This window comes from Pleomorphochaeta sp., assembly GCF_050031695.1.
Lineage (GTDB): Bacteria > Spirochaetota > Spirochaetia > Sphaerochaetales > Sphaerochaetaceae > Pleomorphochaeta.
Genome location: NZ_JBNAIC010000005.1, coordinates 48,562 through 64,512, shown reverse-complemented (window position 1 = coordinate 64,512; position 15,951 = coordinate 48,562). Strand labels below are relative to the sequence as shown.

The 15,951-nt window shown below is 28.8% G+C and carries 11 protein-coding genes; 9 read left to right on the top strand and 2 right to left on the bottom strand.

Annotation, left to right across the window (positions count from 1 at the left end):
- Positions 1–21: 21 nt before the first annotated feature.
- The 9 genes from purC to ACPKM0_RS00610 all read left to right on the top strand — a co-directional run bounded on the left by purC (position 22) and on the right by ACPKM0_RS00610 (position 11,377).
- A complete protein-coding gene (purC, locus tag ACPKM0_RS00650; protein WP_472472867.1) occupies positions 22–732 on the top strand; it encodes a phosphoribosylaminoimidazolesuccinocarboxamide synthase in 711 nt (236 codons plus the stop codon).
- On the top strand, positions 732–2,141 hold the full coding sequence (gene purF / locus ACPKM0_RS00645) for an amidophosphoribosyltransferase (protein WP_472472866.1): 1,410 nt from the start codon (positions 732–734) through the stop codon (positions 2,139–2,141). The genes purC and purF overlap by 1 nt, the downstream gene beginning before the upstream one ends.
- A gap of 4 nt (positions 2,142–2,145) precedes the next feature.
- Positions 2,146–3,162 carry a phosphoribosylformylglycinamidine cyclo-ligase gene (gene purM, locus ACPKM0_RS00640; RefSeq protein ID WP_472472865.1) on the top strand — a complete coding sequence of 339 codons (1,017 nt, stop codon included), beginning with the start codon at positions 2,146–2,148 and terminating at the stop codon, positions 3,160–3,162.
- Positions 3,156–3,740: a phosphoribosylglycinamide formyltransferase gene (purN, locus tag ACPKM0_RS00635; protein WP_472472864.1), complete on the top strand. Its 585-nt coding sequence runs from the start codon at positions 3,156–3,158 to the stop codon at positions 3,738–3,740. The genes purM and purN overlap by 7 nt, the downstream gene beginning before the upstream one ends.
- On the top strand, positions 3,737–4,444 hold the full coding sequence (locus ACPKM0_RS00630; RefSeq protein ID WP_472472863.1) for an IMP cyclohydrolase: 708 nt from the start codon (positions 3,737–3,739) through the stop codon (positions 4,442–4,444). The genes purN and ACPKM0_RS00630 overlap by 4 nt, the downstream gene beginning before the upstream one ends.
- Before the next feature lies 1 nt (position 4,445).
- Positions 4,446–5,612, top strand: a complete 1,167-nt coding sequence (locus ACPKM0_RS00625; RefSeq protein WP_472472862.1) for a phosphoribosylaminoimidazolecarboxamide formyltransferase — start codon at positions 4,446–4,448, stop codon at positions 5,610–5,612.
- Positions 5,613–5,622: 10 nt separating this feature from the next.
- A complete protein-coding gene (gene purD / locus ACPKM0_RS00620) occupies positions 5,623–6,876 on the top strand; it encodes a phosphoribosylamine--glycine ligase (protein WP_472472861.1) in 1,254 nt (417 codons plus the stop codon).
- Between the two features lie 22 nt (positions 6,877–6,898).
- On the top strand, positions 6,899–10,576 hold the full coding sequence (locus tag ACPKM0_RS00615) for a phosphoribosylformylglycinamidine synthase (protein WP_472472860.1): 3,678 nt from the start codon (positions 6,899–6,901) through the stop codon (positions 10,574–10,576).
- Between the two features lie 129 nt (positions 10,577–10,705).
- Complete coding sequence (locus ACPKM0_RS00610; RefSeq protein WP_472472859.1) at positions 10,706–11,377, top strand: hypothetical protein; 672 nt, start codon at positions 10,706–10,708, stop codon at positions 11,375–11,377.
- A 71-nt stretch (positions 11,378–11,448) separates the two neighbouring features.
- On the opposite strand, the gene carB is transcribed toward ACPKM0_RS00610, so the two are convergent.
- Positions 11,449–14,658, bottom strand: coding sequence for a carbamoyl-phosphate synthase large subunit (gene carB, locus ACPKM0_RS00605; RefSeq protein ID WP_472472858.1), 3,210 nt, complete (start codon positions 14,656–14,658; stop codon positions 11,449–11,451).
- Positions 14,651–15,781 (bottom strand): glutamine-hydrolyzing carbamoyl-phosphate synthase small subunit, encoded by a 1,131-nt coding sequence (gene carA / locus ACPKM0_RS00600; RefSeq protein ID WP_472472857.1) that lies wholly within the window; start codon positions 15,779–15,781, stop codon positions 14,651–14,653. The genes carB and carA overlap by 8 nt, the downstream gene beginning before the upstream one ends.
- Positions 15,782–15,951 lie beyond the last annotated feature (170 nt).

The following is a 15,951-nucleotide window of genomic DNA, read 5'->3' as shown; positions in this document are numbered from 1 at the left end:
GATTTTTTTATGGAGAAAATTATGGAAAAGCTACAATTACTTTATCAAGGTAAGGCGAAAAAGGTTTATCAAAGTGATGATGAAAATCTATGTATTGTTGATTATAGTGATGATGCAACAGCTTTTAATGGGGTCAAAAAAGGAACCATTAATAATAAAGGTGCAATAAACAATCAACTTAGTAACTATTTTATGAAGAAAATAGAAGCAAAAGGTATTCCAACACATTATGTAGAAGAATTAAGTGAACGAGAAACTTTGGTTAAAAAGTTGAAGATTGTACCTCTAGAAGTAATAGTTAGAAACATTGTTGCTGGATCTCTTTCTAAAAGAATTGGGATAGAAGAAGGATTTGAATTAAAAAATCCAGTTGTTGAATTTTGTTATAAAGAAGATAGTTTAAATGATCCAATGTTAAATATCTCTCATATTACCACTTTGGAAATTGCTACAAAAGAAGAAATAGATTTAATTACTGACTATAGTTTACAAGTTAATGAGATCTTAAAAGAAGAATTAATTTCAAAGGGTATTATTCTAGTAGATTACAAGTTGGAATTTGGTAAGGATAAAGAGGGTAAAATTTATTTAGCTGATGAGATTTCTCCTGATACTTGTAGATTCTGGGACTCTGAAACAAGAAAAAAATTAGATAAAGATAGATTTAGACGTGATTTAGGTCAAGTTGAAGATGCTTATATTGAAGTGTTATCTAGGATTATGAATAAATAATGTTTAATAAAATCAAAGAAGAATGCGGGGTCTTTGCTATTAGCGAAGCTGATGACAATTTAGATATTGTAAATACAAGTTATCTTGCTCTATATGCACTTCAGCATAGAGGGCAAGAAGGTTGTGGCATTTGTACTAATAATAAAGATTCTCTTTCCCTTTATAAAGATACTGGTTTAGTTAGTGAAGTTTTTACAAAAAGAAATATAGAAAAACTACCAAAAAGTGATATTGCTATTGCTCATGTTAGATATGGTACTACAGGTGATAATAGTAGGAGTAATGTTCAACCCTTAGTTGTTAATCATAAAGAAGGGAAGATGGCATTAGCTCATAATGGAAACCTAGTTAACGATCATATTCTAAGAGATAGATTAGAATCTAAAGGGTTAATCTTTCAAACTACCAGTGATAGTGAAGTTATTGCTTATTTAATTACTAAAAATAGATTAAAAAGCTCTTGTATTGAAGAAGCTATTGAAAAAACAATGCTTGAAATTAAGGGGGCATATTCTCTTGTTATCATGACTCCTTATAAATTAATAGTGGCAAGAGACCCTAGAGGTTTTAGGCCATTAGTAATGGGTAAGTTAAATGACAGATATGTGTTTGCAAGTGAAACTTGTGCTTTTGATGCTATAAATGCAAAGTATATTAGAAGTGTTGAACCTGGCGAAATAATAAGTATTAATAAAGGTCAATTAAAGTCTATAAAGACACATTGCAATAAGTATAAGAGAAGTCTTTGTGTTTTTGAGTTATTATATTTTAGTAGACCAGATAGTATTATTGATGATATTGCTGTTTTAGATGCTAGATTAAAAGCTGGTGAATATCTTTATGAAGAAAATAAGATTGAAGCAGATGTTGTAATTGGTGTTCCCGATTCTGGAATACTTGCAGCGATTGGTTATTCAAGAGCAAGTGGTATTCACTATGGCGTTGGATTAATTAAAAACAAATATATTGGTCGAACTTTCATTCAACCAGAACAAAATCAAAGAAGTTCTTCAGTCCAAATAAAATTAAATGTTGTAAAGTCTGCAATTGAAGGTAAAAAAGTTGTTTTAATTGATGATTCTATTGTTAGAGGTACAACTAGTATTAGAATTGTAAAATTATTAAGAGATGCGGGAGCTAAAGAAGTTCATTTTAGATCTTCCTCTCCTATGTTTTTAAATCCTTGTTATTTTGGAACTGATATTGATAGTAAAGAGAATTTATTTGCATGCAAATATACTAAAGAAGAAATGAGAGATATCTTAAATGTAGACTCATTAGAGTTTTTAAGTGTGAAACACGTAACAAAACTTGCGAAAGAGGATATAGGATATTGTACAGCTTGTTTCAGTGGGAAATATCCTATTAAACCAAGTATAGATAAACGAAAAAGACATTTGGAAGGTTAATATAATGGACACTAATCAAAGTTATAAAGATGCTGGTGTAGATTTAGAAGCAGGATATGAAAGCGTAAGATTAATAAAAGAAAGAGTAAAGGCTACTTATAATTCTAATGTATTAAGTTCATTAGGTGGGTTTGCTTCTATGTATTCTTTAGATATTAGTGATACAAAAAATCCGATATTAGTTAGTGGTACTGATGGTGTTGGGACCAAATTAAAATTAGCTTTTTTGTCTGAGAAATTTGATACTATTGGAATAGATTGTGTTGCGATGTGTGTAAACGATATTGTTTGCACCGGAGCTAAACCACTATTCTTTTTAGATTATATTGCTGTTGGTAAAAATAATCCAAAGCAAATTGAAGATATTGTAAAAGGTATGTGTGATGGTTGTATCGCTGCTAACTGTAGTTTAGTTGGTGGTGAAACAGCTGAAATGCCTGGGTTTTATAAAATCGGTGAATTTGATGTTGCTGGCTTTGCTACGGGGGTTGTAGACAAAACCAAAATAATAGATGGAGCAAAAGTAAAAGAGGGGGATCTTGTTTTTGCTGTTCCTTCATCTGGTGTTCATTCCAATGGTTTTTCATTAATAAGAAAAATTTTCCATACGAAAGAATCCTTATATAATACTTATGATATTCTTGAAAAACCATTGATTGAACATCTTTTAGAACCAACAAGAATTTATGTTAAAGATGTTCTAAAATTGCAAGAAGCTATGGAAGTTAAAGGTGTATGCCATATCACAGGGGGTGGTTTTTATGAGAATATACCACGTATGATTAAACCTGGACTATGTGCAAAAATTGATTTGAACAAAGTTAAAACTCCTAAAGTATTTGATGTGATTAAGAAATGTGGATCATTAGATGATAAAACGATGTTTAATACATTTAATCAAGGTGTTGGTTTAGTTTTCATAGTTGATAAATCTCAAAAAGACAAAGTAAAAGAAATCATAAATGATGCATATGTGATTGGAGAAATCACTAGAGGTGGAGATAAAATTCAATTATGTTAAATGTTGCTGTTTTAGTATCTGGTTCAGGTACAAATTTAGAAGCTATATTAAAAGAGAAACAAAAAGGTAATTTAAAAAACGCTCAAATAAGTTTAGTGATTAGTAACAATAAGGATGCTTATGCTCTTGAAAGAGCAAAAAACTATGGAGTTATAGCTGAATATATTTGTTATAAAGATTCAAAAACGTTTGAAGAGACTTTGTTATCCATATTAGTTAAAAATGATATTGAATTAGTTGTATTAGCTGGTTTTCTAAAAATTCTATCTGCTGATTTTATTAAAAAATATAATAAATCAATTATAAATGTACATCCATCCCTAATTCCAAGTTTTTGTGGAAAAGGTTATTATGGTTTAAAAGTTCACGAAGCTGCTCTTAAAAAAGGAGTTAAAGTGAGCGGAGCTACAGTGCATTTTGTAAATGAAGTTCCAGATGGTGGAGAAATTATTTTACAGAAGGCTGTGGAAGTTAAAGAGGGAGATGATGCTAAAACTTTGCAAGTTAGGATAATGAAAGAAGCAGAGTGGGTGTTATTACCAAAAGCAATAGAAAAATTATCGAAGGGAGTTTTATGATTAATATTTTTGATTATTTCTCAAATTCTGAGTATCCAGGAAGAAATATTACAATAGGGAAAATGGATGATGGATCAATCTTTTTTTGTTATGGAATCATGGGTAGAAGTGCTCATTCTAAAAATAGAGTCTTTGTAAAAGAAGATAATATTTTAAAGACTAAAGCCTATGATGAAAGTCTTTTAAAAGATCCAACATTAATAATTTATAATGCTGTAATACCAATTGAAAATGGGTTTATTGTAACTAATGGTGATCAAAGTGATACTATTGATGAATTTTTATCTGATAAGAAATCTTTTGAAGATGCACTAAATACAAGAGAGTATGAAGATGATGCTCCTAATTATACACCAAGAATTAGTTCTTTATTAAAATTTAAAAATGAGGAGTTAGATTTTTTAAAGTTATCCATACTAAAAAGAGGTATGGAAGGGGTTAGAAGGTATTATTATAATTATGAAAAAATTGAAAAAAATACAGCCTTAATTATTACTACTTACAGTGAAAATACTAATCCTCTTAAATCTTTTTATGGAGAACCAATTGAGGTTGAACTTCCTAAAACAAATGATATTTCAGAATTAACAAAAAATATATTTGAAGCGCAAAATGATAATAATAAAATTTCATTATATGGTTTGAAATATACTTCTAATAAAGAAATTGAAGATATAATTATAAATATTAATGAGGATAAATAAGATGGATGAAATAAAACTAAAATATGGATGTAATCCACACCAAAAAAATGCAAGAGTTTTTTCTGATAATTTACCAATTAAGATTTTAAGTGGTAATCCAGGATATATAAATTTAATGGATGCCTTAAACAGCTACCAGCTAGTTAGAGAATTAGATCTAGCACTTGATTTACCATCAGCAGCATCATTTAAACATGTTAGTCCAGCAGGAGCAGCTGTTTACTTTCCTTTAAATGAAGAAGAAAAAAAGATGTATTTTGTAAAAGAAGAATTAAGCGAATTAGCTGTTGCTTATACTAGAAGTAGAGGTGCTGATAGACTTTCTTCTTTTGGTGATTTTGTTGCTTTATCAAGAGAATGTGATGAAAGTACAGCTAAATGCATTAAAAGAGAAGTTTCTGATGGGGTTATAGCTCCAAGTTATAGTGAAAAAGCACTAGAAATTTTGAAACAAAAAAGAAAAGGTGCTTATACTGTAATTCAAATTGATAAGGATTATGTCCCACCAAAAAGTGAAAAGCGTGAGATATTTGGAATTACATTTGAAATGGATAGAAATGATGCTCTTTTCGATAAATCTTATCTTTCAAATATTGTAACAAAAAACAAAAACTTAAGTGATAGTTCAATAATTGATCTAATTGTTGCATCAATTGCTGTTAAATATACTCAATCAAATTCAGTTTGTTATGCATATCGTGGTCAAACAATTGGTGTTGGTGCTGGGGGACAATCAAGAATACATTGTACTCGTTTAGCTGGTGATAAAGCAGATAGATGGTTATTAAGAACTCATCCTAAAGTATTAAACCTTCCTTTTGTAGCAAAACTATCAAGAAATGCTAAAGACAATGTAATCGAACAATATTTAAATGAACAAAGAGAAATAGACTTGTTTAATGAAGAGACATTAACTCAGTATTTTGATGGAGAAGTTGAAGTATTAAGTGCAAAAGAAAAAAAAGATTATTTAAAATCTATTAGAGGTGTAAGTCTCTCTTCCGATGCCTTCTTCCCATTCGAAGATAATATATTGAGAGCTTATAGAAGCGGCGTTGATTACATTGTACAACCAGGTGGTTCAATTAGAGATGAACAAGTTATTAAAGCTTGTGATGATTTAAATATTACAATGTCTTTCAGTAATTTAAGATTATTCCATCATTAGGAGATTTAGGGTGAATGTTTTAATTGTAGGTGGCGGTGGCAGAGAAGATGCTATTATCCAAAAATTGTTAGAGAATAAGACTATAGATAAAATATTTGCCCTGCCAGGTGTTGGGGTAAAAAGAGATAGAGTTGAAAATATTAATATTGGTGTAACAGATTTTGAAAAAATAATAAAATTTTGTAAAACTAATATAATTGATTTTGCAATTGTTTCTCCTGATGATCCATTAGTTTTAGGTTTAGTTGATGAATTAGAAAAACTAAACATATTAACTTTTGGACCTAATAAAAAAGCAGCAATTATAGAAGGAAGCAAATCTTTCGCTAAAAGCTTAATGAAGAAATATGATATTCCAACTGCAAAATATGAAGCTTTTGATAATTCTAAACAAGCAATTGAGTACTTAGATGAATGTAGTTTTCCTCTTGTTATTAAAGCTGATGGCTTAGCTCTTGGAAAAGGGGTTGTAATTGCTGAAAATTATGCGGATGCCAAAGAAACTATTATTGATTTTATAGATAATAAGAAGTTCAGTGATAGTAGTTCTAAAATAATTATAGAAGAATTTCTTGATGGTTATGAGGTATCTATACTAGCTTTCTGTGATGGAAATACAATCAAACCATTAGCATCCTCTATGGATCATAAAAGAATATATGATAATGATATGGGTCCAAATACTGGTGGTATGGGTGTAATAGCTCCTAATCCTTTTTATACAAATGAAGTAAAAACATATTGTGAAGATCATATCTTTTATAAAACAATTGAAGCTATGAAAGCAGAAGGTAGAACTTTTAGGGGATGTTTATATTTTGGATTGATGATAAAGGATAATGAAGCAAAAGTAATTGAATACAATTGTCGCTTTGGAGATCCCGAAACTCAGGCAGTATTGCCACTTTTAGAAAGTGATTTGTTATCAATAATGATGGCCTGTTGTACTAACAAGCTACTAGAAACTCAAGTTGTAATTAAAAATATGGCTTCATGCAACTTAGTTGTAGCCAGTGGTGGTTATCCAATTAAATATGAAAAAAATAAAAAAATTCTAATAAAAAATCTTAATTACTCTACTCCTTATTTTGCAGGAGTAAAAACTGAAAATGAAGAATTATTTACAAATGGTGGAAGAGTTTTAAGTATTACTTCTGTCGCTAATTCTTTAGATGTTGCAGTAAAACAGGTTTATCAAGATGTAGAAAATATATCATTTGAGAATATGTATTATCGAAAAGATATCGGTCAAAAAGCGTTATAAGTAAGAATATAAGTAGGAAAATATGGTTAAAACAGTATATGTAAAGAAGAAGAATAACTTTAAAGATACAATTCTTTTAAATGAGATAAATCAATTACTTAGTTTAAATATACAAGATCTTGTTACATATAACAGATATGAAGTAGATGGTTTATCTGATGATATTTTCGAAAAAAGTGTTAAATATGTTTTTAGTGAAGTTCAGCTAGATGAAGTTTATTTTGAACTCCCCAAATCTAAAATTATGTTTGCTATAGAATATCTTGATGGTCAATTTGATCAAAGAGCTGATTCAGCTAAAAAGTGTATATCTTTACTTGTCGAAAACGTAAAACCAAAAGTTAAGAATGCAACTGTATATTGTATTGAAGGTGATTTAAATAAAAAGGATATAAATAAAATTAAAAATTATTTAATAAATCCTGTTGAATCAAAAGAAGCTAATTTAGAAGAAAGAGAAGAAATAGAAGCTATTTCTAAAGAAGAAATAGAAGTTAAAATATTAGATGATTTTATTACTTTAGATAAATTAAAATTAGAAAAGCTTCTCAAAGACTATAATTTAGCAATGGATATTGATGACTTAATTTTATTCCAATCTTATTTTATTTCAGAGAATAGAAATCCTTCAATTGTAGAATTAAAAGTTGTTGATACTTACTGGAGTGATCACTGTCGTCATACTACTTTTAATACTATATTTAATAATGTTGAAATTGAAAGTGATGAAATTAATGAAGTTTATTTAGATTATAAAAAAAATAAACAATTATTAAATTCTAATAAGAATGATTGTTTGATGGATATAGCAACAATAGCTTCTAAAATATTAAAAAAATCTGGATATAATAAAGATGTTGAGGTTAGTGAAGAAATAAATGCATGTTCTATAAATATAAAAGTTGATGTTGATGAAAAAGAAGAAGATTATCTTTTATTATTTAAAAATGAAACACATAATCATCCAACTGAAATTGAACCGTTCGGTGGAGCTGCAACCTGCATAGGTGGAGCAATAAGAGATCCTTTATCTTCAAGAGCATATGTTTATCAAGCAATGAGACTAAGTGGTTCAGCAGATCCTAGAGAAGCTTTTAAAAATACCTTACCAAATAAGTTGCCTCAACGTACGATAGCAAGGGTTTCTGCTAAAGGTAATAGCAGTTATGGGAATCAAATAGGATTGGCAACTCCATTAGTAAAAGAATTTTATCACGATGGATATAAAGCTAAACATATGGAGCTTGGAGCTGTAATTGCTTCAGCAAAAAAAGAAAATGTAGTTAGAGAAGTTCCACAAAAAGGAGATATTGTAATTCTTCTAGGGGGAAGAACCGGCAGAGATGGCATTGGAGGAGCTACAGGATCCTCAAAGGCTCATGATAAAAAATCTTTAGATACTTGTGGTGCAGAAGTACAAAAAGGGAATGCTACAGAAGAAAGAAAATTACAAAGATTTTTTAGAAATGGGGATATTACTAAAAAAATAAAAAGATGTAATGATTTTGGTGCTGGTGGAGTTTGTGTAGCAATTGGTGAACTATCAGCTGGATTAAAGATTGAATTAGATAAAGTTCCATTAAAGTACGAAAATTTAAATATTGAAGAAATAGCAATTAGTGAATCACAAGAAAGAATGGCAATAGTAGTTAGAAAAGAAGATAGTGATTACATAATAAATGAAGCTATTAAAGAAAATATTGAAGCAACAATAGTCGCAATTATAACTGATGATAATAGATTAACTATGACATATGAAAATAATACTGTTGTTTCTATAAGTCGTGAATTCTTAGATACAAATGGTAGTGAAAAATATACTGATGTTAAAATTAATAAACAATCTTTAAATTATTCTCAAAAAATGGAAACAACATTAGATGAATATTTGAAGGTGATGTTTTCTGATATTAATTATTGTTCTGGGAAGGGACTTAGTAATATTTTTGATTCAACTATTGGAGCAACAAATGTATTAATGCCTTATGGTGGTATTTATCAAAAGAGTAAAGAACAAGTAATTTGTTCTAAAATTCCTGTTGATGGAGATACTAAAACTGTTTCATTAATGAGTTATGGATTCGATCCCTATTTAGTTGATCAATCGCCTTTTTATGGCAGTTATTTATCAATATTAAGTTCCGTTTCTAAATTAATAGCTAGTGGTGCTAATATAAACTCAATATATTTATCACTACAAGAATACTTCCCTTCTGTTAAAAATAATAAAGAGAGATGGGGAAATGTGACTAGTGCTTTATTAGGAGCTTATAAAGCTCAAATGGATTTAAAAGTTGCAGCTATTGGTGGAAAAGATTCTATGAGTGGAACCTTCGAAAATATCGATGTGCCAAAAACTTTAGTTTCTTTTGCAGTGGGAACAACAAAAATAGAAAATGTAAAACCGTCTTTATTTACAAAATCTAAATCGAAAATAATATTACTTCCTATTACAGATAACAAAAGAGAATATTTTAAAAAAATTGAGAAGGTTATTTCTTTAAATAATATATTATCAAGCTATTCATTAACTAAAGGTGGGTTAGTCTCAGCTATTGTAAATATGAGTTTTGGAAACAGAATAGGATTAAATATTAATGATAATATAGACTTATTTGATTTTGAAATTGGTTCTATTTTGATTGAAGTTGATGATTGTAAGGGTATAAATGATATCCTAGAAGAATTATCATTGGACTATAAATTAGTGGGAACTACTATTAAAGATTATCAAATTAATTATCGTTTTGAAAAAATTGATTTAATAAATATTGAACAAATATCTGATAATACTTTAGAAAAAGTTTATCCTACAAAAGTAGCTGATAAAATAATAGATATCCCTAATGTTGATTCATTTAAAAAGAAAAATATTGTAATCTCTAATTCTAAATTCTCAAAACCTAGAGTGCTTTTACCTGTTTTTGTAGGTACAAATTGTGAATATGATAGTAGAAAAGCTTTTGAAGAAGTGGGAGCAGAAGTTAGTGAGGTTATAATAAATACTTATAACCAAGAAACACTAAATAATAGTATTAATGAATTTTCTAAAAAGCTTAATAATTCTCAAATATTATTCTTTCCTGGGGGGTTTAGTTTTGCAGATGAACCAGAAGGTAGTGCTAAATTTATTTCTAGTTTTATTCAATCTCCTAAAGTTAAAGAGTCTATTAATACAATGTATAAAAATAGAGATGGATTAATTTTGGGAATTTGTAATGGTTTTCAAGCTTTAGTTAAATCAGGTTTGTTACCATATTCGAATATCTCTGATATAAATAGTGATAGTCCAACATTAACTTATAATAAAATAAATCAACATCAGTCTTCTTTAGTTAAAGTTAGAATTTCTTCAATTAATAGCCCATGGTTAATGCATTATGAAGTTGGTCAAACGTTATTGGTTCCAATAAGCCATGGAGAAGGTCGTTTTGTATGTAATGATTATCATGCAAAAAAATTAATTGAAAAAGGACAGATAGTTTCTCAATATGTTGATAATGATAATAAACCTACTATGGATATAAATTATAATCCTAATGGTAGTTGTTTAGCTATTGAGTCAATTGTGAGTGAAGATGGTAGAATTTTAGGAAGAATGGGGCATTTAGAAAGAAGTAAAATTGGATTATATAAAAATGTAAAAGATTATAAATCAGATAACTTAATGTTTAAGGGTGCGATTTCTTATTACAAGTAAAAAGTGCCTAAAAATAAAATAATTATAAAAATTTGTGAAAATATAATTAATCTGTTATATTAGTTGTAACTAAATATAGTTTTTATGTATTTATATTTTTATAAACAAAAGAAAATTTTAGGAGTTTTTATGAAAAAAAAATTATTTTTATCTCTAATCGTTATTGCATTGTTAAATGTAAATCTATTTGCAACTACATATGTGACTTCATATTCTGATGAAGGAGCTAATCCTTTATTTAATGATATTTATTCAACTTTACAACTTACAGGTACATATACTGAAGCAATAGACGAAAATGATAGTGAAGATTTAACTTTGTTTGGTGCTAATTTTAATTCATCTGTATTTTTTATGGGTTCACCAGTTGGTGGATATTTCTCCATGGATGTGATACCAGTTTTAGAAGATGATGCATATATCTTTGATTTTATATTTGGTGTAGCAACTCGTTTTAAAAGTGAGGTTAATAAAGAAACATATTTTAACATTGGACCGGCTCTATCTGCAATAACTCAAGATGAAACAGCTGTTGATGACCCATATGTATTAATATATTGGGGTGTTGGTGCAAATATTGGTTATAGAGTTTATTCTCCTAGTATGCCTTACTTTACAGTAGATGTAGGAGCTAGTGCTAAAGCATTGTGGTATGATTCTGAATCAAGCTATAATCCAACTCTTTCTGGTGTAACACCAAGAGAATTTAGATATTCAGCTAGTGGTTATGTTGGCTTTACTTATAGATGGTTTGCTCCAGATTGGAATGATGACGATTTAAATGTAATTGTTGCTTTATAAGCAAATAACTAAATTAATAAAATGTCCTACTAATAAAAAACTGAAAATTTTTAATAGTAGGACTTTTTTATTTAGTTTATAAAGTTTTTAATTGCTTCAACATTATATTCATGTTTCATCATGTATTTAATTGCTTCAACTGCAGCAATAGCAGCACTAGTAGTAGTTGTATAAGGAATTTTTAACTTCAAAGCCTCACTTCTAATTTCATCATTACTAGATATTGAATGGAAACCCATTGGTGTATTAATTATTAGATCAATTTTTTTTGCTCTAATATAATCAACAATATTTGGATGTCCATCTTTTGTTTTAAGCATAACTTCACAAAGAATATTATTTTTATATAAATCTCTTGCCGTTCCACGAGTAGCAGCAATATCAAAACCTAAATTTTGTAATTCTTTAGCTAAAGGGATAATTGTCTCTCTATCTTTTTTATTTACACTAATTAAAACTTTTCCTTTTATAGGAAGTTTATTTCCGGATGCCATTTGTGATTTTGCAAAAGCTTCCCCAAAAGTAGTTCCACTGCCTGTAGTTTCGCCAGTGCTTCTCATTTCAGGCCCTAATACAGGATCAATGTTTACAAATCTATCAAAAGAGAAAACTGCTTCTTTAATAGCCCATCCTATTTTACAAGATCCACTTGATATTTTTTCATCATTATTAACTAGTTTTTGATCTACTAAATTAATATTAGAAAAGACTTTTGTTGCAACTTCAATAAGATTAATTTGTGAATATTTAGATATAAAAGGAATTGTTCTACTTGCCCTAGGATTTAATTCAATAACATAGAGTTTATTATTCTTTAGAGCAAATTGCATATTTACAAGACCAACAATATTAAATTTTTTACATAATTTATATGTTGCTTCTTTCATTTCTTCTAAATGTTTTTTATCAACTTTATAAGGTGGAAAAACTGCAGCACTATCACCACTGTGAATCCCCGCGGCTTCAATATGTTGAAGAATGCCACCTACATAAAGACGCTCACCATCAAATACCCCATCTAAATCATATTCAAATGCATCTTCTAAAAATTCATCAATTATTAAAGGCCTATCTTTATCTATAATGACGTTTTGAGAATCTAAAAAATTATTTAAGGATTTTGCATCATAAGCTATATACATGCTTTTCCCGCCTAATACAAAAGAGGGTCTAATTAGTACAGGATATCCAATATCATTAGAAATTTTAAACACTTCATCTTTGCTATATGCAATACTGTTCTTAGCTTGGTTAAGATTTAAATCTATTATAGCATCTTTAAATATTGCTCTATCTTCACTCGCATTAATACCTGATAGTGCTGTCCCAACTATATTAAATCCAGCTTTTTCTATCTCTTCAGCAATATTTAAAGGAGTTTGTCCTCCAAGTTGAATAATAACATCTTTTACTTGTTCTCTTCTTAAAATTTCAATTACACTTTCGCTATTTAATGCCTCAATATATAGTCTATCGCTTGTATTATAGTCGGTACTAACTGTTTCAGGGTTTGAATTGATTATTATAGTTTTCCTGCCAAGTTTCTTATATGTAAGGGAACAAAGAGAACAGCAAGTGTCAAATTCTAATCCTTGACCAATCCTATTAGGTCCACTTGCAAGTATTGCAATACCTTCTTCTTTTAAAATTTCACCTTCAGCTTCTTCACCATATGTATTATACAAGTAAGGTGTTAATGCTTCGAATTCTCCAGCACATGTGTCAACGTAGTGTGGAGTAATATGAATATTATATTTATCTCTTAAATTATAAATATCTTTTTCACATTGTCTCTTAAGTTGTGCAATACGTTTATCACTCATTCCATATTGTTTTGCTTTAAGTAGAAGATTATAATCTAATTCATTATTAATAATTTCTTTATCAAGATTTGCTTGATCTAATAATTGATATAAGAAAAATCTATGAAATCCTGTTATTTCTTCAATTTCATCAATTATTTTTTCACCTTCATTAAATATTTTAGTATAAGCTGAAAAAATTCTAAGAGGATGTGCGTTAGTTAGATATAGTTCAACATTTTCATCTATTGTTTCTAATCCTTCGAATCCAAATTCAATAGATCTAATAGCTTTATTTAGAGATTCTAAGATAGTTCTACCTAAAGCTAAGGATTCTCCAACACTTCTCATTTGAGAGCCTATAGCAGAAGGTGGTAAAGGAAATTTTTCTAATTCAAATCTAGGTACTTTTACAGCACAATAATCAAGGGCTGGTTCAAAGCAAGATACACTTTTCCCAGTAATTTCATTAACGACTTCATCTAAAGTGTAGCCTATAGCAAGTTTAGTAGAACAATGGGCGATTGGAAATCCAGTAGCTTTTGAAGCCAAAGCGGATGATCTAGAAACCCTTGGGTTCATTTCAATTACCACCATTTCGTCAGTTTGATTATTCATAGCAAATTGAACATTTGAGCCACCACAATCAATTCCTACTTCTCTAAGAATAGCGATTGAAGCATCTCTCATTTTCTGATATTCATTATCGCTTAATGTTTGTATTGGTGCTATTGTGATTGAGTCTCCTGTATGAACACCCATTGGATCAATATTTTCTATGGAACATACAATAATAGCATTATCATGTTTATCACGCATTACTTCCATTTCAAATTCTTTCCATCCAATAAGAGATTGTTCGATAAGAACTTGAGATGTAGGACTTTCTAATAAAGCATTTTTTACTAAAGATAAAAACTCTTTTTCAGTATTAGCAATTGCACCACCTCTACCCCCTAGAGTAAAACTTGGTCTAATAATTAAAGGGAAACCAATTTCTTTAGAAAAGATTATTGCTTCATCTATGTTATTTGCAATTCCGCTTTTAGGAGAATGTAAACCTAATTTTTCAACTAATTCTTTAAATAATCCTCTATCTTCTGCTTTTTCTATTGAGTCTACACTAGCTCCAATAATTTCAACATTATATTTTTCTAAATAACCTTTATCTTTTAATTCAAGAGTTAGATTAAGAGCCGATTGTCCTCCAACCGTAGAAAGTACAGCATCAATATTTTCTTTTTTAAATATAGCTTCAACATATTCAGGAGTTAATGGCTCCATATATACTTTATCAGCTAAAGAAGGGGTGCTCATCATAGTTGCAGGGTTAGGATTAATTAAAATTACTTTATAGCCTTCTTCTTTTAAAGCTTTTATAGCTTGAACTCCACTGTAATCAAATTCACAAGCTTGTCCAATAATAATTGGTCCGCTACCGATTACTAATATTGTTTTAATATCTTCTCTCTTACCCATTGTTTACTCCATTTAAGAATTCATCGAAAATCCAAAGACTATCTCTTGGTCCTGGACTAGCTTCTGGATGAAATTGAACACTTTTAATATTTTTATTATCTATTTTTAAACCTTCAACACTATTATCATTTGAATTGATAAACCAAAGTCTTGCACCTTTTGGTAGTTTAGAACAAACAAAACTATGATTTTGACTTGTTACAAAGATTTTTTTAGTTTCAATATCTGTTACAGGTTGATTAGCTCCATGGTGACCAAATTTCATTTTTGACGTTTCTCCACCTAATGCAATAGTTATTATTTGATGTCCTAAGCATATTCCTACAATAGGAATTTTGTTTTGACATTCTTGAACTAGTTTTATTGCTGAAGTTTGAGTCTCAGGATCACCAGGGCCATTACTTAAAAATAATAAGTCAAAATTAGAGTTTAATATTTCATCTTTAGTAGTGTTAGAGTTAAACAAAGTCACATCTACATTTCTTTTGTTAAGCTCGCAAATAATTGATTTTTTTATTCCAAAATCAATTAATGCACATTTTATAGATTTATTATTTTTCTCATATAGTTTTTTTAAAGGATTTTTTAATGTGATTTTTGTAGAAACTTTTTCACATTGATTATTTGCTGAAATAAAAGGAAAGGATAAAAGGTAATTTTTAATAAATAATTCCTCGTCCTTTCCTAAATTGTCTTCTTTTATAATAATAGCTCTTTTAAAACCTGTATCTCTTAGATGAAGTGTTAATTTTCTTGTATCTATATCTGAAATACCAATAATATCATTATCCTTCAAATATTTATCTATTTTAGATTTGTCCTTATCAACTTTCCCACGATAATAATCTTTTACAACAATAGCATTAACATGAACTTTTTTTTCTAAAATGGTTTCTTCTTCATTAGTTATTATTCCATAATTACCTATCTGAGGATATGTAAAACAAACCATTTGTCCCGTATAGGATGGATCGCTTAATATCTGCTGATATCCACACATACTTGTATTAAATACAATTTCACTAGCACTTTTATTTAAATGAATATCTTTTAATTTAGGAATATCTGCACCAAAAGAAATACCATTAAATTTACTGCCGTCTTCTAAAAATAATGTTGCCAAAATGTTGTCCTTTTTATAATTTACTTAAATTGGTGTTATATTATATTATTATTGTTGCATATTCAAGACTTTTGGCAACATATTATACATATTTTTTGAATATTTATTTAAAATTTGTTGCAAAACTGTTGAAAATGAATAAATATAGGATTATTTTAAGAAAATATACA